Source organism: Plantactinospora sp. KLBMP9567 (assembly GCF_033446045.1).
GTDB lineage: Bacteria > Actinomycetota > Actinomycetes > Mycobacteriales > Micromonosporaceae > Plantactinospora.
Genome location: NZ_JAWQRR010000058.1, coordinates 61,571 through 82,354, shown reverse-complemented (window position 1 = coordinate 82,354; position 20,784 = coordinate 61,571). Strand labels below are relative to the sequence as shown.

Below are 20,784 nucleotides of genomic sequence, written 5' to 3'. Positions count from 1 at the left end.
TCGGTACCAGCCTTCAGGAGTCGAAGCTGGAGAACCTGGGTCATCTGGGTGACCGTAACGACCACGATTCGCAGGGGCTGTTCCAGCAGCGTCCGTCGTCGGGTTGGGGAACGCCGGAGCAGATCACCGATCCGGAGTACTCGACCACCGCGTTCCTGAAGGGACTGCGTCAGGTTGACGGTTGGCATGACCTGCCGCTGACTGCCGCGGCGCAGAAGGTGCAGGTGTCGGCGTACCCGGACGCGTACGCGCAGTGGGAGGACCAGGCTGCTGACCTGGTCGCCAACACCTGGAACAACAGCTAACGAACGAACAAGCATGAACACACCCGCTGGCCGGGTCCCCACCATCGGGGACCCGGCCAGCGGCGTCTCTGTCGACCAACCGCTGAACCACGTGACGGCGTCAGCCCGCCATCACCCGCTGGTGCAGCGCGGTGACCACCGAGCGGGCCGAGACGAACGCACCGTGCTGCCAGGCCACCTCGTGGCTCAGCCAGTCACCGGCGAAGTAGACCCGACCGGCCGGCCGGAGCAGCAGGTCGTAGCCGGCGGTGCCGTGCGGCGGCGAGGTCCAGGCACCCTCCAGGTAGCGGGTCCGGTCCCAGGCGTGCGAGTACGCCGTCACCAGCTCGGAGCGGTACTTCTCGCCGTGGATCTTCACGCCCTGCATGACCGCCCGCTCCTGCCGTTGCGCCGGGGTCAGCGCGCTGTACGCCCGGGCGTTCGCCCCGGTGTTGTAGTAGCCGACGATCAGGCCCCGCCGGCCGTGGAAGCCGTGCGACGGATACCAGATGTGCGACAGGTCGAGGTCGGTCTCCGTGATACCGCCGTAGATTCGCTGGTCAAGCTCCCACCAGCGGCTCCGGTACTCCAGACCGATCTTGCCGGAGGCGGTGGTCGGGAAACTGCCGAGCGCCGCCGTCACGTCGGTGCCGAGGTTGTGCGGCATCCGGGCCATCAGGTGCGGCGGCAGTGTCGCCACGCAGAAGTCGGCCCGGACCAGACGCTCCCGGCCACCCCGCCGGTAGGTCACCTCGACCTTGCCGTCCCGGTCGGTCACCCCGGTCACCTCGGCGCCGAGCTGGATCCGGTGCGTGCCGACCGCCTTCGCCAGGGCCCGGGGAATCTGGTCCATCCCGCCGACCGGCTGGAACATCAGCATCGCCTGGTCGTAGCCCAGTTCAAAGGAGAAGTACCGGCCGACGTTGCTGGCGAAGACGTCGGACAGCGGCGGCGGGGCACCCAGCGGTACGCCCGCGTCGTTGCCCGCGCCGGGATAGCTGGCGTAACCCCGCCGGCCGGTACCGGTGTACGCCCACCCGCTGGTGCGCCCACCGATCGCGCCGTAGCTCTGTAGGAACGAGAGCAGCCGCTGCTTGTCGTCGCCGGTCAGCCGGTCGTCCAGCGCTCCCTGGTCGGTCGCCTTGGCCAGCAGCTCGGAGACGTACCCGTAGACGTCCGCCTTGGCGGTGCGGTAGCGGACCGGCGCGGTCATCCCGGCCGACTCGTTGTAGATCCAGGCGTCCGCGTTCGCGTTGGTGAACACCTCCACCGGTACGCCAAGCTCGCGGCAGTAGTCCATGGTGACCATCCACTGCGCGATCCGGCCCGGGCCGGCGTTGAAGTAGACCCCGTCGGAAAACCTGGCCCGCTGGGTACGCCCGTCGAGGTCGGTCTCCACGTCGCCGCCCCGGACGGTCAGGTTCCGGCCACCGGCCCGGGCGCGCGCCTCCAGCACCGTGCAGTCGTACCCCGCCTTGCCCAGCTCGTACGCGACGGCGAGGCCGGCGACGCCGCCGCCGAGCACCACCACTCGGGCGCCTGACCGGCCGGTCAGGCTGAAGTCGGAGCGGGCCGGTGCCCGGAACGGCGGTGCCGCCGAGGCGGCGGTCGGGGCGAGCCCGAGCGCGCCCATCGTGGCGAGCATCGCGCCCGCCCCGCCGCTGACCCCGACCGCGCGGAGAAAGCCCCGCCGGCTGACTGTGGACTGGTCCTGCTGGTTCATGCCGTCTCCTCGCCGCGCCCGTCGGCACGGCCACGGAGCCCGAGCTGCCTGAATCGCCCACCGCTTTCGCTCATGCCGTCCCCCTAGGAAGATCCGTGGGACGCCGAGTCTGTAAGGGGTGTGTTTCCGCGACGGAACAGAGAAGGTTGCCGATTTGTTTCCGGACCGGCGCCGGCAGGACCGGCCCGGGCAGGCCGGAGGGGTCGAGCGACCGGTTCGGACATGTCCGTCCGGTTACCTCACCCTCCGCCCGCACCGACCATCGTGGACCCCGGTGGGGACGGGTCGAGGACGTCCGGTCCAGCCAGCACCGCGCCGCCTCCCGGACCCCGCATTGGGACGCGGCGCGGTCGGTCGCTAACGGACCTGGTCGGCGAGCCGCACCAGCATCTTGCCGACGTTGCCGCCCCGGAGCATCTCCAGGAAGGCGCCCGGGGCCGCCTCGATCCCGTCCCGGACCGTGGTCGCGGTCCGCAGCGTGCCGTCGGCCAGCCAGCCCGCCGCCAGCGGGAGGTACTCGGCGAACCGGTCCAGGTGGTCGGTCACCAGCATGCCGCGCAGGCTGAGCCGCTTGGTCAGCGCCAGCACCAGGTTGGTCGGGCCGGGCACCGGCGCGGTCGCGTTGTAGACGCTGATCGCGCCGACCAGCGCGACCCGGCCACCGACGTGCAGCGCGGCCAGGGCGGCCTCCAGATGGTCGGTGCCGACGTTGTCCAGATAGACGTCGATCCCGTCGGGCGCCGCCGCCGCCAACTGCGTACCGATCGAACCGGCCCGGTAGTCGATCGCCACGTCGTAGCCGAACTCCTCCACCAGCCGCCTCGCCTTCTCCGGACCGCCGGCCGAGCCGATCACCCGGGCCGCGCCGAGCTTGCGGGCGAGCTGCCCGGCGACCGAGCCCACCGCACCGGCGGCGGCGGAGACGAAGACCACGTCCCCGGGCCGGACCGGAGCGGTGTCGGTGAGCGCGACGTACGCGGTCACCCCGGGCATGCCGAGCACCCCGAGGTACGCCTCGGCCGGCGCGACCGAGGTGTCGACCACGGTCGCGGCGGCGGCGTCGAGTACGGCGTACTCGCGCCAGCCGAGGACATGCGACACGGTCGTCCCGACCGGTACCGCCGGGGCTGCGGAGGCGACGACCTCGCCGATCGCCCCGCCGTCCAGGGCGGCACCGACCCGGAACGGCGGCATGTACGACTTCCGGTTGTCCATCCGCCCCCGCATGTACGGGTCGACCGACATCCAGGTGTTCCGCACCAGGATCTGGCCCGGTCCGGGAGCGGGCACAGTGGTGCTGACCAGTGCGAAGTTCTCCGGGCCGGGTTCACCGTGCGGCCGGGCGGCGAGCCGGATCTCCCGACCGGTCAGCTCCGGGCCGGCGGAGCCGACCCCGCCACTGTTCTCCGGCTCTCCGCTGCTGGCCTCGATCGACATGTGGGCTGTTCCTTCCGGTGCTCCTGGTAGGTACGCAATCGCGGTCGGCTGACAAAGGCGCAGCGCCCCGCGCCCGGGCTGTCCGGGGTGCGGGGCACTGACGTGCCTCTGGCGCGGCTACGGCCGGCGGGCTACCTCGCCGACGAACACGCGCCACGCCGCCGGGGCGAAGGCCAGAGTGCCGCCGTCACGGTCCTTGGTGTCGCGGACCAGGACGACGCCGGAAAGGTTGTCGGCGACCTCGACACATGCGCCGCCGTTGTTGCCACTGCGGGTGCTCTTGCGCCAGTGGGCGCCGGTCAGGACATCCATGCTGGGCTGCTTCCTTGATCAGTGCCAGTGAGGCAGAGCTTGGGAGGGCGTGACTGCGGATTCTCTCCCATCTACCCGCCAGGGTAGCAACGTCCTCGGCCCGCTCGACGATGTGCGCTTCCACCTGACTATCCGCGTACGCCGCGCGCAGTCCATCGCCAAGTCGCTGCCCTCTCCCCCCGCAGCGGTCCGGGGCGGGCCTTTGTGCGCCGGGCCGCAACTCCCGGCTTGATCTCGCCCCAAGGGCGCTGGTCGCCCGCCTGCATGAACGGTCGCCGCTCTGCTGCTCGTCGCGGCCCGCGTCGCCGGAGCCGCCGCGACACCGCCCGGCCGGCGGGTACGGTGACGCCATGTCCGCGATCGCCGCCCTCACCTCGGCTGGTATCCCGCACCGGGTGATCCGGCACGGGCCGGTCCGCAGCGTCGCCGAGGCCGCTGAGGCGATCGGCGTCGAGGTCCCGGACGTGGTGAAGACCATCGTGGTACGCCGGGGCGCGCAGGACTTCGTCTTCGTCCTGGTCCCCGGCGACCGGGTGATCTCCTGGCCGAAGCTGCGTACCCTGCTCGGGGTCAACCGGCTCGCCCTGCCGGACGCCGACGAGGCCAAGGCGGCGACCGGCTACGAGCGCGGCACCATCACCCCGTTCGGCTCCCGCACGGCGTGGCCGGTGGTGGCGGACGAACGGATCCGGGGCCGCACTATCACGCTCGGCACCGGCGAGCGGGGCACCGCCGTGGCGCTGGAGGCCGACGCGGCCGTCGCCGCCCTGGACGGCCGGGTCGCCGACGTCACCGAGCCGGAACCGCTGCGCTGACCCCGTCTCCCTGCCGGTTGTCGCCCGCGTTACCAATTGAGCTGGAGCTGCTGCGAGGCCGCGCACCGGAGGCTGTGCCTCGTACCCCTGCCCGACACAGGAGCGACGCGTACGGGATTGGGTGCCAAGATGGAGGCGTGTCAAAACGGAGGCTGGCGCTCTGGACCCTGCCGCTCGTCGCGGCGGCATCCTTGATCGTGTGGGTCCTTCTCGATGACCCGGGGACCCGGCTGGCCGGCATGATCCTGCTGGCCGCCATGCTGGGATTCGCCGGGGTGTTCGTGATCCCCGTACTCGTCATCGCCAACCTTGAGGGCCGGATCGCTTCTTTCCGCGACGCACCCGGATGGGCGCTGCTCCTGGCCGGGATAGGTCTGACCGTCGGCGTGCTGGCGTGCATGGGATGGTTCGAGCGCGGCGGGCCCGAATACGTCTGGAGGTACGGCGAGCCGGGGCAGGTCGAGATGAACCCCAGGCTCTTCTGCACGCAGAGTCGTGAGTGCGACGGCTCCTGGGCCTCCGACGGCACCGAAACGCCCGTCACGATCCGTTTGTCGAGGGAGGAACTCCAGCGGCTCCGAGACGACGCTGTCCTGTATTCCGCCGAGCCCAGCGAGCCGATCGCACTGGACGCGCGGATCCTGGGCGACCGGGCCACCAGCGTCGGATTCGGCGCGCGGCCCGACAGCTCCGTGGCGCTCGGCAGGGTCCCCGGATGGCTCGGCTGGGCTGGCGGCGGGATCGGGCTGGCGGGCTTCGTGCTCGCCGCGGCGTACCCTCGCCGGCGCCACTACTGAAGCCGAGTTCGATCCCGTCGTTACTGAAGCCGAGTGTCCCGTCCCAGCCGAGTTGGCGCGGCGCAAGGGCGCTGACCCGGAGGACGACAACATCGGTGAGACGGCTTCGGGTGAAGTCTCATCGAAGGTGGCGTGGTGGCGCCGGATGTGGCACGTCGTCTCATTGAATGTCGCGGGCGCCGGCCGGATCGCAGCCGAGGTTAGGGCTGGCGGTATGCGAAGATGATCGCGCCTGGGACGCTCTGGTCGAGGTCGAGAACCATTTGGGCCTTGACCGTGAATCCGGCGTCGCGTAGCCACGCGGCCACTTGGTCAGGCTGGCGGCGGTGGACGTAGACCTTCATCGGGTGGCCGCCGTAGCCCTGCGTCTTCAACCGCGACTCGTCGCCAACGTGAAAGCCGAGCATTAGCGGTCCGCCGGGACGCAACACCCGATGGAAGTGGCCGAACACCGTGGGGACCACGTTGTCGCGGATGTGGATCAACGACCAGAACGCGAGGAGTGCGGCGATCGAAGCGTCGGCGAGTTGCAGGTCCGTCATCGAGCCCACTTCGAACCGCAGGTCGGGGTGCTCACGCCGGGCCAGGTCGATCATCGCGGGTGACAGGTCGATGCCGAACGTGTCGACGCCCAGCTTGTGCAGGTGGGCAGTAGGGACACCCCCCGTGCCCGCGAATAGGTTGCCCTCGTGGCTGACCGGCGTCGAGAGGCTCAGCTCAGCCGATGCGGCCGACGCCGCCGAACAGGTAGACCTCCGGCTCGTCGGACTCCGGGTCGGGGCGCCAGCGCGAGCATGTAACGACACCGGGCTCCAGCAGATCCAAGCCGTCGAAGAAGCGTTCGAGTTCCGTCTTCGTCCTGGCGCGGATTGGCGTGCCGCCGCGCTCGGTGGTTTCCCGCATCACGCGCAGCATCGGCTCGCCGTGGATTTCCGCGGTGGAGTGGGTGAGCACCAGGTAGCTACCGGTGGGCATCGCCTGCACCAGCTGCGCGACGGAGCCGTACGCCACGTCGTCGTCCATGAGGTGGTTCACGACGCCGAGGAGCATGAGCCCGATCGGCTGCGAGAAGTCGAGCGTCTGCCGCGCGGACGCGAGTATCGTGTCCGGCTGCCGTAGATCGGCTTCGACGTAGTCGCAGCTGCCTCCCGGCGCGCTGGTCAGGAGCGCACGTGCATGCGCCATGACGAGCGGGTCGTTGTCGATGTAGACCACCCGGCAGTGCGGGTCGAGGGACTGCGCGACCTCGTGGGTGTTGTCCGCCGAGGGGAGCCCGGTGCCGACGTCGAGGAACTGACGGATGCCGGCATCCTCGACGAGAAACCTGACCACGCGCTTGAGGAACGCGCGCTCGGCCTTGGCCCCGATGGGGATGTCCGGGATGTGTGCGATCACCTCATCGCCGGCGGCCCGGTCGACCGCGAAGTGATCCTTGCCGCCGAGCCAGTAGTTCCAGATCCGCGCCGAGTGCGGAACCGTGGTGTCCAGTTTGGAGCTTGAGGGGAACTCCCGGTCCTCGGTCATGAGGGCATTCTTCCGCACCGAAGGGGCGGTGACGCAAGTGGGGCGGTCACGCAAGTGGGGCGGTGGTCCGACGGCACGGCGGGCTCCAATTGGGTGCCCAGCTACGGCAACTGCGTGGGGCCCACGAGAGCATCGATCGGCACCGAACGGTCCGGGACGCTACCGGTCCAGCCCACGGCGATGATCAATGGGTCCCCACCAGGGATGGCGGGAGCCTCAGCGTAACCGGCGTGCCGCCCGTCCGTGGCTGACCACCAGCAGCAGGCCAGTCCACCACCGGGAGCGCGGGAACAGCGAGACACCCGCCAGTAGGACACCATCCCTACTGAAGCCGAGTCAGATCCCATCGATATGGCCCTGTGCCAAGTCGTGGACACCTTTCTGGGCATGGGCCATGTCTGCTGAGCAGCTACCGCCGGCTCAGTCGAGCCGGGCGAGCAGGGCGCTCACCACCTCCCTGGTGGTGGCGGTGCCGGCCAGGTCCCGGGTCCGGGTGGCCGGATCCGACAGGCACGCCTCGATCGCGGTGACCACCTCGGCCGAAGCCGCCGGATATCCCAGGTGGTCGAGCATCAACGCGGCCGACCAGACCGCGCCGAGCGGGTTGGCGATGCCCTGACCGGCGATGTCCGGCGCCGAGCCGTGCACCGGTTCGAACATCGACGGGAAGGTACCGGTCGGATCCAGGTTCGCCGACGGTGCGATCCCGATGCTGCCGGCCACCGCCGCGGCGAGGTCGCTGAGGATGTCACCGAAGAGGTTGGACCCGACGATGACGTCGAACCGGTCGGGTTGCAGCACCAGCTTGGCGGCGAGCGCGTCGATGTGCTCGGCGTCCCACCGCACGTCGGGATGCTCGGCGGCCCGCTCGGCCACCACCTCGTCCCAGAACGGCATGGTGTGCACGATCCCGTTCGACTTGGTGGCCGAGGTGACGTACGACCGGCGGGTCCGGGCCAGCCCGAACGCGTAGTCGACGATCCGGGTCACCCCGGCCCGGGTGAAGACCGCCTCCTGCACCGCCATCTCGTCCGGAAATCCCCGGTTGAACCGACCACCGATCTCGCTGTACTCGCCCTCCACGTTCTCCCGGACCACCACCAGGTCGACCGCGCCCGGCCGGGCGTCCCGGACCGGGCTGGGCACTCCGGGGAAGACCCGGATCGGGCGCAGGTTGACGTACTGCCGGAACGTCCGGCGGATCGGGATCAGCAGCCCCCACAGCGAGACGTGGTCCGGTACGCCCGGCCAGCCCACCGCGCCGAGCAGGATCGCGTCCGCCGAGCGCAGCCGGTCGAGGCCGTCGGCCGGCATCATGGCGCCCTCGGTGAGACAGCGCCGGCAGGACCAGTCGAATTCGTCGTACGCCAGCGCGATCCGGTGCCGCCGGGCCACCGCGTCGAGCACCTGTCGGGCCGCCTCGGTCACCTCGACGCCGATGCCGTCGCCGGGAATCACCGCGATGCGCCGCACCTCCGGGCCGGACCCCGGGGCCGCCATCACGCCCCCAACCCGACGAGCGCGACCATCAGCGGCAGGAGCAGCATGATCAGGATCGCGCCCAGGATGTCGAAGGAGAACCCGGAGCGGATCATCCGGGTGATCGGTACGACGCCCGAGCCGTAGACGATCGCGTTCTGCGGGGTGGAGACCGGCAGCATGAAGCCGAACGAGGCGGCGAAGGTGGCCGCCAGCGCCGGTACGAACGGGTTGATCCCGGCGGCCACCGCCACCGGGATGATGATCGGCACCACCACGGCGGCCGAGGCGGTGTTGCTGGTCGTCTCGGAGATGACGATGGCCAGCAGGACGGCGAACGCGGTGATCGCGACCGCGCTGCTCAGCCCGAACAGGTCGGCGCTGCCGTCGCCGATCGTCTTGGCCAGGCCGCTGCTCTCCAGCAGCGCGCCGAAGATGATGCCGGTGCCGAAGAGCAGGATGGTGCCCCAGTCGATCCGGGCCGCGTCCGACCAGGTGAGGGTGAACGACCGGCTCTTCCAGTCGGTGGGGAGCAGGAACAGCAGCGCGGCGCCGAACACCGCCACGATTCCCTCGTCGAGCCGCCCGCCGATCCACTCGTACTGGCTGGAGTCGCTGCCCCAGACCAGTGCCACCACGCCCGGGGTGATCCACAGCACCACCGTGACGGTGAAGGCGACCAGGGTGTTGCGCTCGGCCCTGGAGAGCCGGCCGAGTTGGGCGCGCTCGCTGGCGACGTACTCGGCGACGCCGTCGATCCGGCGGATCTCCGGCTTGTTCAACAGCAGCAGCACCGTGGCGAGGGCGACGAACATCAGCGCGCAGATCGGGAAGGCGACCGCCATCCACTCGGTGAACGAGATCCGCTCCCCGGTCGCCTCCGCGATCAGGTCCCGTCCGATCAGGTTCGGCGGGGTGCCGACCGGGGTGAGCAGGCCGCCGACGCTGGCGCCGTAGGCGAGCATGAGCATCAGCGCGATGCCGACCCGCAGCCGGGTGGGGTCGAAGTCCGCCCGGGCGATACCCCGCTCTTGCAGCAGCTTCGCGATCACCGCGAGGATGCCCAGCGCGGTCGGCAGCAGCATCGCCACCGTCGCGGTGTTCGAGACGAAGGCGGAGAGCAGGGCGGTGATCAGACCGAACGTGACGACCACCCGGCCGGTGGTCCGGCCGACCCCGGGCAGCGACAGCATCCGGAACGCGAACCGCCGCGCCAGCCCGTGCTTGAGCATCGCCTGGGCCAGGATGAACGCACCGATGAAGGTGAAGACCGTCGACGAACCGAACGGCCCGAGTACGTCGTCGGCGGGTGCCACCCCGAGCACGACGACGGCGGCGACGCCGAGCAGCCCACCGACCGGAATCGGCACGGGCTCGGTGACCCAGAGCACGATGACGCCGAGCAGGATGCCGGCCAGGGTCTGCTGGTTGCCGGGCATGTCGAGCGGCAGCGCCAGGAAGACCACCGAGACGAGCGGGGCGAGCCAGAGGCCGGTGGTCCGGCGGCCCCGCTCGAAGCGCTCCTCGGCCGGGGAGAGCCGCTGCTCCCCGAGGCTCCGATAGGTGCTTCCGCCCAGTAGCGCCTTGTCCACATCGGTCTTGTTCTCGACATCAGCCTTCGTCGGAGCGCTATCGCTGCTGTCGCTGGTGGTGGCCACGACAACCTCCATCGGTCTGCTCAAGTGCCGGGACAGGGGTACTCCCCCCATTCCCGCCAGACCGGTGGTTCACAACCGAATTCGGCGAAAAGGACCGTCAAACCCTTTCGAGTACGGCGAACGGGTCGGCCGCCCCGCCGTTGTCCAGCGCCACGATCCGCCGCCGCAGCGTGAACGTCGCGCCCGGCTCCAGCGTCACCTGCCGCTGACTCATCACCCAGTTGTACGCGGCGTACGCGACGAACCCGGTCTCCTCGTAGCAGAGCCCGTAGGTCTGCCGGTCCGAGCCGGTCATCCCGATCCAGGGCGCGGCCGGCGGATAGTCGGCCGGGGTGCCGCTGGTGATGGTGCCGTGCCCCGGTACCCCGCTGCGCTGCCCGGCACCGTCGTGGTCGAGGGCGTCCCCGATCCAGAACGTGCGTGCCACACTCCCGCCGTTGCGGAAGACGCTCTCCACCGCCACCCACGGCTCACCCGGCCGGATGCTGTACGTCGTCACCACCGCGATGTCCGGCACGGCGGTGCTGACCCCGGTGGCCCGGACCGCCGCCACCGGCCCGTCCAGCACCTCGACGGCGGTGGACCGGACGGTGCGCTGCTGCCAGGCGTTGCCGCCGCGCGGCTGGGCCGCCGAGGCGTACGGCAGGTTGATCCAGTCGAGCTGGTCGAGGTGGCCGACGGCGGCGAAGTCCAACGGCTTGCCGACCGTCACCCCGGCAAGCTGCGGGTCGTCCGTACCGGCCGAGACGGCCAGCGCCACCAGGTCGTTACCGAGCACCGGGTCGGTCACGCCGGCCGAGGACTGCGGCCCGGGTACCGTCCGACCCGTTCCGGCCCGGGTCGCCGCCCGGGTCAGCCGCAGGTCGAGCCGGCTCGGCGTACCGGCCCGGACGGCGACCTGCCGGGTCAGCGGCTCGTAGCCGACCCCGTTGACACTGACGGTGTAGTCGCCGGGCGGCGCGAAGGCCAGCACCTCGCCGGACGGATCGGTCGTGCTGGCCACCAGCCGGCTGCCGTCGGCGCGGAAGACCGCCACCTCGACGTTCGGCAGTGGGTCGCCGGTGACCTGGTCGGCGACCCGGCCGACGATCCCGTCCCCGGCGTCGATCCGGCGCGCCCCCGGCACCCCGTCGCGCACCTCGAACGCCGCGATCGTGTACGCCGGCGAGGCCGGGTCACGGGCGTCCAGCACGATCCGCAGGTCGGCCCGCCAGCGCCGCTCGGTGACGTCGCAGATCACGTACCCCCGGTAGCTGCCGTTGTAGAACCGCACGTGCGGGTTGGCGGCCAGCCCGGCCCGGACGTCCGCGTCCCAGCCGGCACCGGAGGAGATCGACGTGCCGACGAACTCGGTGGCGACGGTCCGGGACCGGGCGTCGGCGAAGTCGGACTTCAGGTCGTTGACCCAGTGGGTGTGCCAGTCTCCACTGAGGACGACCGGGTTCGAGATCCGGTGCCGGGCGACGAAGTCGAGGATCCGGGAGCGGGCCGGCGGATAGCCGTCCCACTGGTCCAGGTTGACGATCCGCCCGGGTCCGAGGTCGTAGTCGAAGGCGGCCATGATGGTCTGCTGGGCGATCACGTTCCAGCGCGCCTTCGACCGGCGCAGCCCGTCCAGCAGCCAGCGCTCCTGCTCCGGGCCGGTCATCGTCCGGGTCGGGTCGAAGACCTCGCCGGTCGGCTCCTTGCGGCCGTCGCCGAGGGCCTGGTCGCTACGGTACTGCCGGGTGTCCAGCACGCTGAACCGGGCCAGCCGGCCGAAGTCGAACCGGCGGTAGAGCAGCATGTCCGGCCCGTCCGGCCGCTGCTCGGGGCGGAGCGGCAGGTGCTCGTGGTACGCCTGGTAGCCGTTCGCCCGGCGTTCCAGGAACGGCCGCCCGTCCCCGGCCGCCCCGGCGACCGGCCCGGCGTAGTTGTTCTGCACCTCGTGGTCGTCCCAGGTGAGGATGAACGGGAACCGGGCGTGCGCGGCCCGCAGGTCGGGCGAGGTCTTGTAGAGGGCGTGCAGCCGGCGGAACTCGGTCAGGCTGCCGTCGGTGGTCTCGTAGATGTAGTCGCCGAGGTGCACCACGAAGTCCAGCTCCTGCTCGGCCATGTCCCGGTAGGCCGGGTACGGGCCGCCGGCCCAGGACTGGCAGGAGGCGAAGGCGAACCGCAGGTGGTCGACCTTCGCGCCGGGTGCCGGCAACGTCCGGGTACGCCCGACCCGGCTGGTTGCCTCGCCGACCCGGAAGCGATACCAGTACCAGCGGTCCGGGCTCAGGTGCGGCACCACCACGTGCACCGCGTGCGCGGACTCGGGCAGTGCGGTCACCTCACCGGTCCGGACCAGGTGCCGGAACCCGGGGTCCCGGGCCACCTCCCAGCGCACCCGCACCGGCTCGGCCGGCATCCCGCCGTCGACCGCGTCCAGCGGGTCCGGGGCGAGCCGGGTCCAGAGCACCACGCTGTCGTGCCGAGGCTCACCGGAAGCGACCCCGAGGGTGAACGGGGCGGCATCCAGCTCCGCCGCGTACGCCTCGGGCAGCTCGGCGACGAGTTGGCTCACCGCCACCACCGTGGCGGCGCCACCGGCGACCGTCAGGAACCGCCGCCTGCTGATCGGAAAGACGTTCATCGCTGCCGCACCTGCCCTCACCACCGACGATGTCGTCGGCCAGTGTGGAGAGGGCGGTCGCCCAGCTCTTGAAGATCATGTGAAGCCCGGCGGTACGCCGGATGGCGGATCGGCCGTCGGCACACCTGCCCGCGTCGGCACACGTGCCCGTCCCGGGCCTCGCTGTGGCGAGACCCGGGACGGAAGTGTCACGGCTCAGCCGCGTTCGATCAGGTGGCCCACCTTGTCCGGGCCGAACATCGCCGCCCCGGACCCGTCCCGGCGCTGGTCCGGCTCGGGCAGCGCCATCGGCTCGCCACGCTTGCTGATGCCCACCGGTCGCGGCCCGATCCAGGCGACGACCAGCTTGGACTCGCCCTTGAGGAAGCGCTGGGCGCGTACCCCGCCGGTGGCCCGGCCCTTCGCCGGATAGAGCGCGAACGGGGTCACCTTCACACCGCTGCCGCTGGAGGTGACCACCATCGGCTCGCCGTGCTCCGCCTCGTCGGTGCGGACCGCGCCGAAGAAGACCACCTCGGCACCGGAGCCGAGGTTGATCCCGGCCATGCCGCCGCCCTTGACACCCTGCGGCCGGACCAGCGTGGCCGGGAAGCGCAGCAGCGAGGCGTCCGAGGTGACGAAGGCGAGCGTCTCCGCGCCGTCGGTGAGCCAGGTCGCCCCGACCACCTCGTCACCGTCGCGCAGCCCGATCACCTCGAACTCGTCGGACCGGACCGGCCAGTCGGGAGCGCAGACCTTGACCACACCCTGCCGGGTGCCGAGCGCCAGGCCGGGCGAACCGGCACCGCGCTCGCCGAGCGGCGCCAACCCGACGACCGACTCCCCCGGCTCCAGCGGCACCAGCTCGGCGGTGGACATCCCGCCGGAGAGCGAGACCGTGCCGGCCTGCTCCGGCAGCACCGGCAGCGGCAGTACGTCGGTCTTGAACGCCCGCCCCGCGCTGGTCACCAGCAGCACCTGGCCCCGCGCGGTGGTGTGCACGACCGCGCGTACCGCGTCGTGCTTTGTCCGGCCGTTGCGGCGCCGCCCCTCGGCGGCCTCCTCCGACTCGGCGGCGGTCCGGGCGACCAGCCCGGTGGCGGAGAGGATCACCTGGCACGGGTCGTCGGCGACCTCCAGCGGCCCGGCCGGCGCCGAGGCCGCCAGCACCTCCTTGAGGTCCCCGTCGATCAGCGTGGTACGACGCTTCGCGGCGAACTCGTCCACCACCGCGGCCAGCTCGTCGGAGACGACCTTGCGGAGCACCCGGTCGTCCTCCAGGATCTCGGTCAGCGCGGCGATCTCGTCACGCAGCCGCTCCCGCTCCACCTCCAGCTCGATCCGGTCGAACTTGGTCAGCCGGCGCAGCGGGGTGTCCAGGATGTAGGTCGCCTGGATCTCGGAGAGCCCGAACTGGCTCATCAGCCCGTCCTTGGCCGCCTGGGCGTTCTCGCTGGCCCGGATCAACCGGACCACCTCGTCGATGTCGAGCAGCGCCATCAGCAGTCCGTCGACCAGGTGCAGCCGGTCGGCCCGCTTCTGCCGGCGGAACGTCGTACGCCGGGTCACCACCTCGTAGCGGTGGGCCAGGAAGACCTCCAGCAGGCGCTTGAGCCCGAGGGTCTGCGGCTGGCCGTCCACCAGGACGAGGTTGTTGACCCCGAAGGACTGCTCCAGCGGGGTGAGCCGGTAGAGGTCGGCCAGCAGCGCCTGCGGGTTGACCCCGACCTTGCACTCGATCACCAGCCGGGTGCCGTTCTCCCGGTCGGTGAGGTCCTTGACGTCGGCGATGCCCTGGAGCCGGGCCGCCTGCCGCTGCCCCTTGCGCGGGCCGGAGGTGATCAGCTTGCCGCGTACCTCGTCGGTGATCGCCTCGATGATCTTCTCGGCGCCGACCCCGTACGGCAGCTCGACCACGGTGATCGCCTGCCGGCCCCGGCTCCCCTCCAGCGGACCCGTCTCCACCCGGGCCCGCATCCGCACCACGCCCCGGCCCGTCTCGTACGCCTTGCGCACCTCGTCCAGCCCCAGCAGCAGGCCACCGGTGGGCAGGTCGGGACCGGGCACGAACTCCATCAGCTTGTCCAGGTCGGCGTCCGGGTGGTCGATCAGCCAACGCGCCGCCGCGACCACCTCGCCGAGGTTGTGCGGGATCATGTTGGTCGCCATCCCGACCGCGATCCCGGAGGTGCCGTTGACCAGCAGGTTCGGGAACGCGGCCGGCAGCACCGTCGGCTCGGCCAGGGAGCCGTCGTAGTTGGGCTTGAAGTCGACCGTGCCCTCGCCCAGCTCGCCGACCAGCAGCATCGCCTCGCGGGACATCCGGGCCTCGGTGTACCTCGCCGCCGCCGGTCCGTCGTCCGGGGACCCGAAGTTTCCATGCCCGTCGATGAGTGGGGCGTTCAGCGAGAAGTCCTGGGCCAGCCGGACCATCGCGTCGTAGATGGCCCCGTCACCGTGAGGATGAAACTTGCCCATCACGTCGCCGATGACCCGGGCCGACTTCACGTGCGCCCGATCGGGGCGGTGCCCCTGCTCGCTCATCGAGTAGAGGATCCGCCGGTGCACCGGCTTGAGGCCGTCCCGCGCGTCCGGGAGCGCGCGGGAGTGGATCACCGAGAAGGCGTACTCCAGGTAGGAGTCCTCGACCTCGGTGGCCAGTGGGTTGTCGAGGACCCGGGCCCCCGCCTGGTCGAAGGAGGACAGGTCGACCTTGGGTCCCTTACCCGTACGGCGTGCCATGACTTAGAGCGCTCTCTTCCCTCGCCCGGCCGGTGCCCCGGCCGCTGTCGGTTCCGCGTGCCTGTCCGCCCGGCGGATCAGGCGTCGATCGCCTCCTGGTCGACCCGGTTCGCCGAGTCGATCAGCCAGTTCTTCCGGGGCTCGACCTTCTCGCCCATCAGCAGTTCGAGGACCTGCTCGGCCGCCTCGGCGTCGTCCATGGTGATCCGCCGGACCATCCGGCTGGCCGGGTTCATGGTGGTGTCCCAGAGCTCGTCGGCGTCCATCTCGCCGAGACCCTTGAACCGGGGAATCGGGGTGACCACCTGCTTCTTGGCCTTCTCCAGCCGGCCGACGGTGGCGACCATCTCCGCCTGGGTGTAGGTGTAGTGGGTCTCCGGGTTCTTCCCCTTGGTGCTGATCTTGTGCAGCGGTGGCACGGCGGCGTAGAGCCGGCCCGCCTCGATCACCGGCCGCATGTACTTGGCGAAGAGCGTGATCAGCAGGGTACGGATGTGCGAGCCGTCCACGTCCGCGTCGGCCATGATCAGGATGCGGCCGTACCGGAGCGAGGCCAGGTCGAAGGTGCGCCCGGAGCCCGCACCGAGTACCTGGATGATCGCCGAGCACTCGGCGTTGTCCAGCACCTGTTGGAGGCTCGCCTTCTGGACATTGAGGATCTTGCCCCGGATCGGCAGCAACGCCTGGTACTCCGACGAGCGGGCCAGCCGGGCGGTGCCGAGCGCGCTGTCCCCCTCGACGATGAACAACTCGCTGCGCTCGACCCCGGTGGAGCGGCAGTCGACCAGCTTCGGCGGCATCGCCGCGCCCTCCAGCGCGGTCTTGCGCCGGGCGGCGTCCTTCTGCTGCTTCTGGGTCAGCCGGACCCGGGCCGCGTCGACGATCTTCTGGAGCACCGTACGCGCCTCGGCCTTGGTCTTGCGGTCCTCCAGCCAGGCCTTGATGTGCTGCTCGACGACGGTCTGCACCACCTTGGTCACCGGGGCGGTGGAAAGCTCGTCCTTGGTCTGCGAGGTGAACTGCGGCTCCGGGATCCGGACGTGCACGACGGCGGTGAGGCCCTCGAGGATGTCGTCCAGGACCGGGGCGTCCTCCTTCGGCTTGAGCAGGCCACGGGCGTTGCGGATCGCGTCGACCAGGGCTCGGGTGGCGCCCCGCTCGAAGCCCCGGCGGTGGGTGCCGCCGTGCACGTTGCGGATGGTGTTGGTGAAGCACTCGACGGTCCGCTCGTAGCCGGTGCCCCAGCGGAACGCCACCTCGACCTCGGCCCGGCGTTCGACGTTGCTGCGCATCACGCCGTTGGCGTCGGCGGCGTTCTCCCGGTAGGTGCCCTCGCCGGTGACCAGCAGGGTGCCGGAGACCGGCTTGTCGGCGGCCGGCGCCAGGTAGTCGACCATGTCGGCCAGGCCGTTCGGGAAGTGGAACGTCTCGGCGCTGATCGCCCCGCCGGTGGCGTCCCGCAGCACGTAGGTCACGCCGGGCACCAGGAACGCGGTGTGCCGGAGCTTGGTGCGGACCGCCTCGACGTCGAGGGTGGCCCCGGTCTCGAAGTAGCGCGCGTCGTGCCAGTAGCGGATCGACGTGCCGGTCGACTCGCCCCGCTTCATCTTGCCCAGCAGGCGCAGCCCCGGGTGCGCGGCGAAGGTCGCCGCGGCGCCGGCCCCGTCGAATATTCCCGGTACGCCGTGCTGGAACGACATCTGGTGGATCTTGCCGTCCCGGCGCACCGTGACGTCGAACCGCCGGGAGAGGGCGTTGACCGCCGAGGCGCCCACCCCGTGCAGGCCGCCGGAGGTCTTGTAGCCGGAGTTGCCGAACTTGCCGCCCGCGTGCAGCCGGGTCAGCACCAGCTCGACGCCGGAGAGCCCGGACTTGGCATGCACGTCGGTCGGGATCCCCCGGCCGTCGTCGTCGACCTGCACCGAGCCGTCGGCGTGCAGGGTGACCTCGACCCGGGTCGCGTGACCGGCGACGCCCTCGTCGGTGGAGTTGTCCACGATCTCGTTGAACAGGTGACCCACGCCACGGCCGTCGGTCGACCCGATGTACATGCCGGGCCGCTTCCGGACCGCGTCCAGACCCTCGAGGTGGGTGAGGTCATCGGCCCCATACAGGATTTCAGGCTGTGCAGTCAACGAGGTGAACTCCCAGAGTCGCCGGTCGTGTGCCGCTGGTCGGCGGGCTGGGCGCCGGGGCGGGCCCCACGCCGGTAGCGAGCGTACCCACTGGGCAGACCGGGGACCGACATAGTCCGACCCGGCCGGGCCGCGTGGCGAGGAACATCACCCGATTGTCGCCGCCGGGTACGACAGGAGTTGTTCGAGGGGCCCGCCGCGCCCCGCCTGGCACGGCTGGTGCCGGCGGTGCCGGCGTGATCTGGGATGCGGCCGGGATCTCCGGTACGGCACGATGTCCGCCATGTCCAGGCGATCGACTGCTCCCCGGTTACCCGACGGGACCCAGGTGGTGCTCCGGCAGACCGCCGCCGACCTGGCGGGAATACGGGTGCAGCGCGGCGCCACCGGCCGGGTGCTCGGCTACGACCCGGCCGACGACTGCTACCTGGTCCAGCTCACCGACGGGCGGCGGCTGCGCAGCCCGCGCGGGCAGCTCGCGCTGCGCAAGGCGTACCAGCAGAACCTGGCGGTCGACGCGGGGACGGCGGCGGTCGATGGCCCCGGCCTGGTCGCCCGGCACACCATCTACGCCGCGGTGGTCGGCTCCCGCGCCTTCGGACTGGCCACCGACGAATCGGATACCGACGTCCGTGGTGTCTACGCCGCTCCCGCGACCGCCTTCTGGTCGCTGGCCAAGCCGCCCAGCCACCTGGACGGCCCCGAGCCGGAACGCTTCTCCTGGGAGGTGGAGCGCTTCTGCGAGCTGGCCCTGAAGGCGAACCCGAACCTGCTGGAGGTGCTGCACTCCCACACCGTGCTCACCGTCACCCCGGTCGGCGAGGAACTCCTGGAGCTGCGGCCGGCATTCCTGTCCCAGCTCACCTACCAGACCTATTCCGGCTACGTGCTGAGTCAGTTCAAGAAGCTGGAGGCGGATCTGCGGCAGCGTGGCGAGCCCCGGTGGAAGCACGTCATGCACCTGCTCCGGCTGCTGATCGCCGCCGGTGACCTGCTCCGGCACGGCCGGCTGGAACTGGACGTGGGGCCGCACCGCGAACGGCTGCTGGCCGTACGCCGGGGCGAGGTCGGGTGGGCCGAGGTGGAACGCTGGCGGCTGGCCCTGCACGCCGACCTGGACGACGCCGTGACACACACTCCGCTGCCGGCGGTGCCCGACACGGCCCGGGTGGACGCCTGGCTCTACTCGGTACGCGCCCGCAGCGCCCGGGAGGCACTCGGATGACACGCTCGGAAGGCACCCGGACGACCGACGGCACGGAAGGCACCCGGACGACCGACGACACGGTAGGCACCGGCCGGAGCGGACCCGCGCCCGACCTGACCCGGCTGGAGCCGGCCGCGCTGCGCGACGTGCTGGCCGACCAGCCCTATCCGCTGCTCTTCGCCACCGTCTCCGGTGCGCACCTGTACGGCTTTCCGTCCCGGGACTCCGACGTCGACCTGCGCGGCGTGCACCTGCTGCCGGCCGCCGAAGTGGTCGGGCTGCGGCACGGGCCGGCCACGGTGGGCCGGAGCTGGATCCGGGACGGGGTCGAGATCGACCTGGTCACCCACGACGCGGCGAAGTTCGGCCACCTGCTGCTGCGGCGCAACGGCTACGTACTGGAGCAGCTCCTCTCCCCGCTCGTCGTGCTGACCGGGGAGGCGCACGCCGAACTGGTCGCGCTGGCGCCGGACTGCCTCACCCGGCACCACGCGCACCACTATCGGGGCTTCGCGCACACCCAGCGCCGGCTGTTCGACCGCACCGGAGAGCTGAAGCCGCTGCTCTACACGTTCCGGACCCTGCTCACCGGCATCCACCTGATCCGGACCGGTCGGCTGGTGGCCCACCTGCCTACCCTGGCGGCGGAGCTGCCGGAGGCGCCGGACTACCTCGGCACGCTGGTCGCGGCCAAGGCGGCCGGCGAGCACGACCTGCTCGCCGGGGTCTCCGACGCGCCCGGAGCCGACCTGCTGGACGCCGACCTCACGGCCCTGCACGCCGCGCTGGACGAGGCGGGGCAGGCGTCCCGGCTCCCCGAACGACCGACCGCGGAGCCGGCCCTGCACGACCTGCTGGTCCGGATCCGGCTGGCCACCGTGCCCGGGCGTTAGTCCTCCGAGCCGGCCGGGACCAGGTCGCGGATCCGGTACGTCTCGACCAGACGGTCGTGCAGCGCGTCCAGCCGGGCGTCGACCCGCTGCCGCGCCGGGTCGGCGTCGTGCCAGTCGACGATCTCCCGGGCGCCCTGCGCGAACGGCACGGTCGCCACGAAGTCCGGTACCAGCCGGCGCAGCTTGGTGTTGTCGAAGACCATCGAGTGCGTCTTGTCGCCGAGCAGCGCGGCACCCCACTCGGGATCCGCCGCCGCGATCGCGTCCGACGGCACGTGCACGATCCGGGCCGGTACGCCGGCCGCCGCCGCCAGCGCCTCGGCGATCTGGTTCCAGGTGAGCGCCTCGTCGGAGGTGATGTGGAAGACGTCACCGATCGCGGCGGGATGCCCGAGTAGCGGCACGAATCCCCGGGCGAAGTCCGTGTGGTGGGTGAGCGTCCACAGTGATGTGCCGTCGCCGTGTACGACGATCTCCCTGCCCCGGCGCATCCGGTCGACCACGGTCCAGCCGCCGTCGAACGGCACCAGGGTCCGGTCGTAGGTGTGCGACGGGCGCACGATCGTGGCCGGGAAGCCGTCCTCGCGGTACGCCCGGACGAGCAGGTCCTCACATGCGATCTTGTCCCGCGAGTACCGCCAGTACGGGTTCCGCAGCGGTGTCGACTCCACGATCGGCAGCCGGGCCGGCGGGGTCTGGTAGGCCGACGCCGAGCTGATGAAGACGTACTGGCCGGTCCGGTCCCGGAACAGCTCCACACTGGTCCGTACGTGTGCCGGGGTGAAGGCGATCCAGTCGACCACCGCGTCGAACTCCCGCCTGCCCAGGGCGGCCCGGACCGCGTCCGGATCGCGGATGTCGGCCCGGAGCACGGTGACCCCGGCCGGCAGCGGTCGTCGGGTGGTGGTGCCCCGGTTGAGCACCGTGAGCTCGATGCCGTGCTCGACGGCGAGCCGGGAACAGGCGGAGCTGATGATCCCGCTGCCGCCGACGAAGAGAACCCTGCGGGCGCTGATGCCGCCACCTCCTGTGCTCGCCGCCGACCTTCCCGGCACGCTGCCGCACCGCCACGCCGGAAACGCGTATCGGTCTCGGCACCGGCGGAAGGCTGTCAGTATGGCCGCTCACCGGTCCGGGCCACAACGCGCGGAGTCGTGCCTGGGCGGGACGGTGGCCCCTGGG

The 20,784-nt window shown here is 71.3% G+C and carries 15 protein-coding genes and 1 pseudogene; 5 read left to right on the top strand and 11 right to left on the bottom strand.

Annotated features, from left to right (window positions below; all coding sequences use genetic code 11):
• A pseudogene (locus tag R6Y94_RS41020) lies at window positions 1-305 on the top strand (hypothetical protein); the annotation flags it as partial.
• Window positions 306-405: 100 nt separating this feature from the next.
• Here the strand turns inward: R6Y94_RS41020 and R6Y94_RS41015 are convergent.
• The 3 genes from R6Y94_RS41015 to R6Y94_RS41005 form a co-directional block, all read right to left on the bottom strand.
• A complete protein-coding gene (locus R6Y94_RS41015; RefSeq protein WP_318402338.1) occupies window positions 406-2,007 on the bottom strand; it encodes a flavin monoamine oxidase family protein in 1,602 nt (533 codons plus the stop codon).
• A 357-nt stretch (window positions 2,008-2,364) separates the two neighbouring features.
• Window positions 2,365-3,444 (bottom strand): NADP-dependent oxidoreductase, encoded by a 1,080-nt coding sequence (locus tag R6Y94_RS41010; protein ID WP_318402336.1) that lies wholly within the window; start codon window positions 3,442-3,444, stop codon window positions 2,365-2,367.
• Window positions 3,445-3,561: 117 nt separating this feature from the next.
• A complete protein-coding gene (locus tag R6Y94_RS41005; protein ID WP_318402334.1) occupies window positions 3,562-3,756 on the bottom strand; it encodes a DUF397 domain-containing protein in 195 nt (64 codons plus the stop codon).
• A 350-nt stretch (window positions 3,757-4,106) separates the two neighbouring features.
• Between R6Y94_RS41005 and R6Y94_RS41000 the strand changes: the two genes are divergently transcribed.
• On the top strand, window positions 4,107-4,571 hold the full coding sequence (locus R6Y94_RS41000) for a YbaK/EbsC family protein (RefSeq protein WP_318402333.1): 465 nt from the start codon (window positions 4,107-4,109) through the stop codon (window positions 4,569-4,571).
• A 137-nt stretch (window positions 4,572-4,708) separates the two neighbouring features.
• Window positions 4,709-5,368: a hypothetical protein gene (locus R6Y94_RS40995; RefSeq protein ID WP_318402331.1), complete on the top strand. Its 660-nt coding sequence runs from the start codon at window positions 4,709-4,711 to the stop codon at window positions 5,366-5,368.
• 200 nt (window positions 5,369-5,568) lie between these two features.
• On the opposite strand, the gene R6Y94_RS40990 is transcribed toward R6Y94_RS40995, so the two are convergent.
• From R6Y94_RS40990 to R6Y94_RS40960, 7 genes are all read right to left on the bottom strand, one after another.
• Window positions 5,569-6,174: a class I SAM-dependent methyltransferase gene (locus tag R6Y94_RS40990; protein WP_412102990.1), complete on the bottom strand. Its 606-nt coding sequence runs from the start codon at window positions 6,172-6,174 to the stop codon at window positions 5,569-5,571.
• Window positions 6,086-6,892, bottom strand: a complete 807-nt coding sequence (locus R6Y94_RS40985) for an SAM-dependent methyltransferase (protein WP_318402329.1) — start codon at window positions 6,890-6,892, stop codon at window positions 6,086-6,088. The genes R6Y94_RS40990 and R6Y94_RS40985 overlap by 89 nt, the downstream gene beginning before the upstream one ends.
• A 420-nt stretch (window positions 6,893-7,312) precedes the next feature.
• On the bottom strand, window positions 7,313-8,392 hold the full coding sequence (locus R6Y94_RS40980) for a tartrate dehydrogenase (RefSeq protein WP_318402327.1): 1,080 nt from the start codon (window positions 8,390-8,392) through the stop codon (window positions 7,313-7,315).
• Window positions 8,392-10,029: a DASS family sodium-coupled anion symporter gene (locus tag R6Y94_RS40975; RefSeq protein WP_318402325.1), complete on the bottom strand. Its 1,638-nt coding sequence runs from the start codon at window positions 10,027-10,029 to the stop codon at window positions 8,392-8,394. Before R6Y94_RS40975 ends, R6Y94_RS40980 begins: the two co-directional genes overlap by 1 nt.
• Before the next feature lie 97 nt (window positions 10,030-10,126).
• Entirely contained in the window at window positions 10,127-12,646 is a 2,520-nt protein-coding gene (locus tag R6Y94_RS40970) for an alkaline phosphatase D family protein (RefSeq protein WP_318402324.1), read from the bottom strand.
• A 195-nt stretch (window positions 12,647-12,841) separates the two neighbouring features.
• Window positions 12,842-15,367, bottom strand: a complete 2,526-nt coding sequence (locus R6Y94_RS40965) for a DNA topoisomerase IV subunit A (protein ID WP_318402323.1) — start codon at window positions 15,365-15,367, stop codon at window positions 12,842-12,844.
• 77 nt (window positions 15,368-15,444) lie between these two features.
• Window positions 15,445-17,502, bottom strand: a complete 2,058-nt coding sequence (locus R6Y94_RS40960) for a DNA topoisomerase IV subunit B (protein ID WP_318402322.1) — start codon at window positions 17,500-17,502, stop codon at window positions 15,445-15,447.
• Window positions 17,503-17,785: 283 nt separating this feature from the next.
• On the opposite strand from R6Y94_RS40960, the gene R6Y94_RS40955 reads away from it, so the two are divergent.
• Both R6Y94_RS40955 and R6Y94_RS40950 read left to right on the top strand, forming a co-directional pair.
• Complete coding sequence (locus R6Y94_RS40955; RefSeq protein WP_318402320.1) at window positions 17,786-18,727, top strand: DNA polymerase beta superfamily protein; 942 nt, start codon at window positions 17,786-17,788, stop codon at window positions 18,725-18,727.
• Window positions 18,724-19,602, top strand: coding sequence for a DNA polymerase beta superfamily protein (locus tag R6Y94_RS40950; RefSeq protein WP_318402318.1), 879 nt, complete (start codon window positions 18,724-18,726; stop codon window positions 19,600-19,602). The genes R6Y94_RS40955 and R6Y94_RS40950 overlap by 4 nt, the downstream gene beginning before the upstream one ends.
• On the opposite strand, the gene R6Y94_RS40945 is transcribed toward R6Y94_RS40950, so the two are convergent.
• On the bottom strand, window positions 19,599-20,657 hold the full coding sequence (locus R6Y94_RS40945) for an SDR family oxidoreductase (RefSeq protein ID WP_318402316.1): 1,059 nt from the start codon (window positions 20,655-20,657) through the stop codon (window positions 19,599-19,601). The two genes, R6Y94_RS40950 and R6Y94_RS40945, sit on opposite strands and share 4 nt — an antisense overlap.
• Between the last annotated feature and the right edge of the window lie 127 nt (window positions 20,658-20,784).

Excerpts from the sequence above, each read along its gene's own strand:
- R6Y94_RS41015 (WP_318402338.1), bottom strand. The coding sequence starts at position 2,007 with ATGAACCAGCAGGACCAGTCCACAGTCAGCCGGCGGGGCTTTCTCCGC.
- R6Y94_RS41010 (WP_318402336.1), bottom strand. The coding sequence starts at position 3,444 with ATGTCGATCGAGGCCAGCAGCGGAGAGCCGGAGAACAGTGGCGGGGTC.
- R6Y94_RS41005 (WP_318402334.1), bottom strand. The coding sequence starts at position 3,756 with ATGGATGTCCTGACCGGCGCCCACTGGCGCAAGAGCACCCGCAGTGGC.
- R6Y94_RS41000 (WP_318402333.1), top strand. The coding sequence starts at position 4,107 with ATGTCCGCGATCGCCGCCCTCACCTCGGCTGGTATCCCGCACCGGGTG.
- R6Y94_RS40985 (WP_318402329.1), bottom strand. The coding sequence starts at position 6,892 with ATGACCGAGGACCGGGAGTTCCCCTCAAGCTCCAAACTGGACACCACG.
- R6Y94_RS40980 (WP_318402327.1), bottom strand. The coding sequence starts at position 8,392 with ATGGCGGCCCCGGGGTCCGGCCCGGAGGTGCGGCGCATCGCGGTGATT.
- R6Y94_RS40970 (WP_318402324.1), bottom strand. The coding sequence starts at position 12,646 with ATGAACGTCTTTCCGATCAGCAGGCGGCGGTTCCTGACGGTCGCCGGT.
- R6Y94_RS40965 (WP_318402323.1), bottom strand. The coding sequence starts at position 15,367 with ATGGCACGCCGTACGGGTAAGGGACCCAAGGTCGACCTGTCCTCCTTC.
- R6Y94_RS40955 (WP_318402320.1), top strand. The coding sequence starts at position 17,786 with ATGTCCAGGCGATCGACTGCTCCCCGGTTACCCGACGGGACCCAGGTG.
- R6Y94_RS40950 (WP_318402318.1), top strand. The coding sequence starts at position 18,724 with ATGACACGCTCGGAAGGCACCCGGACGACCGACGGCACGGAAGGCACC.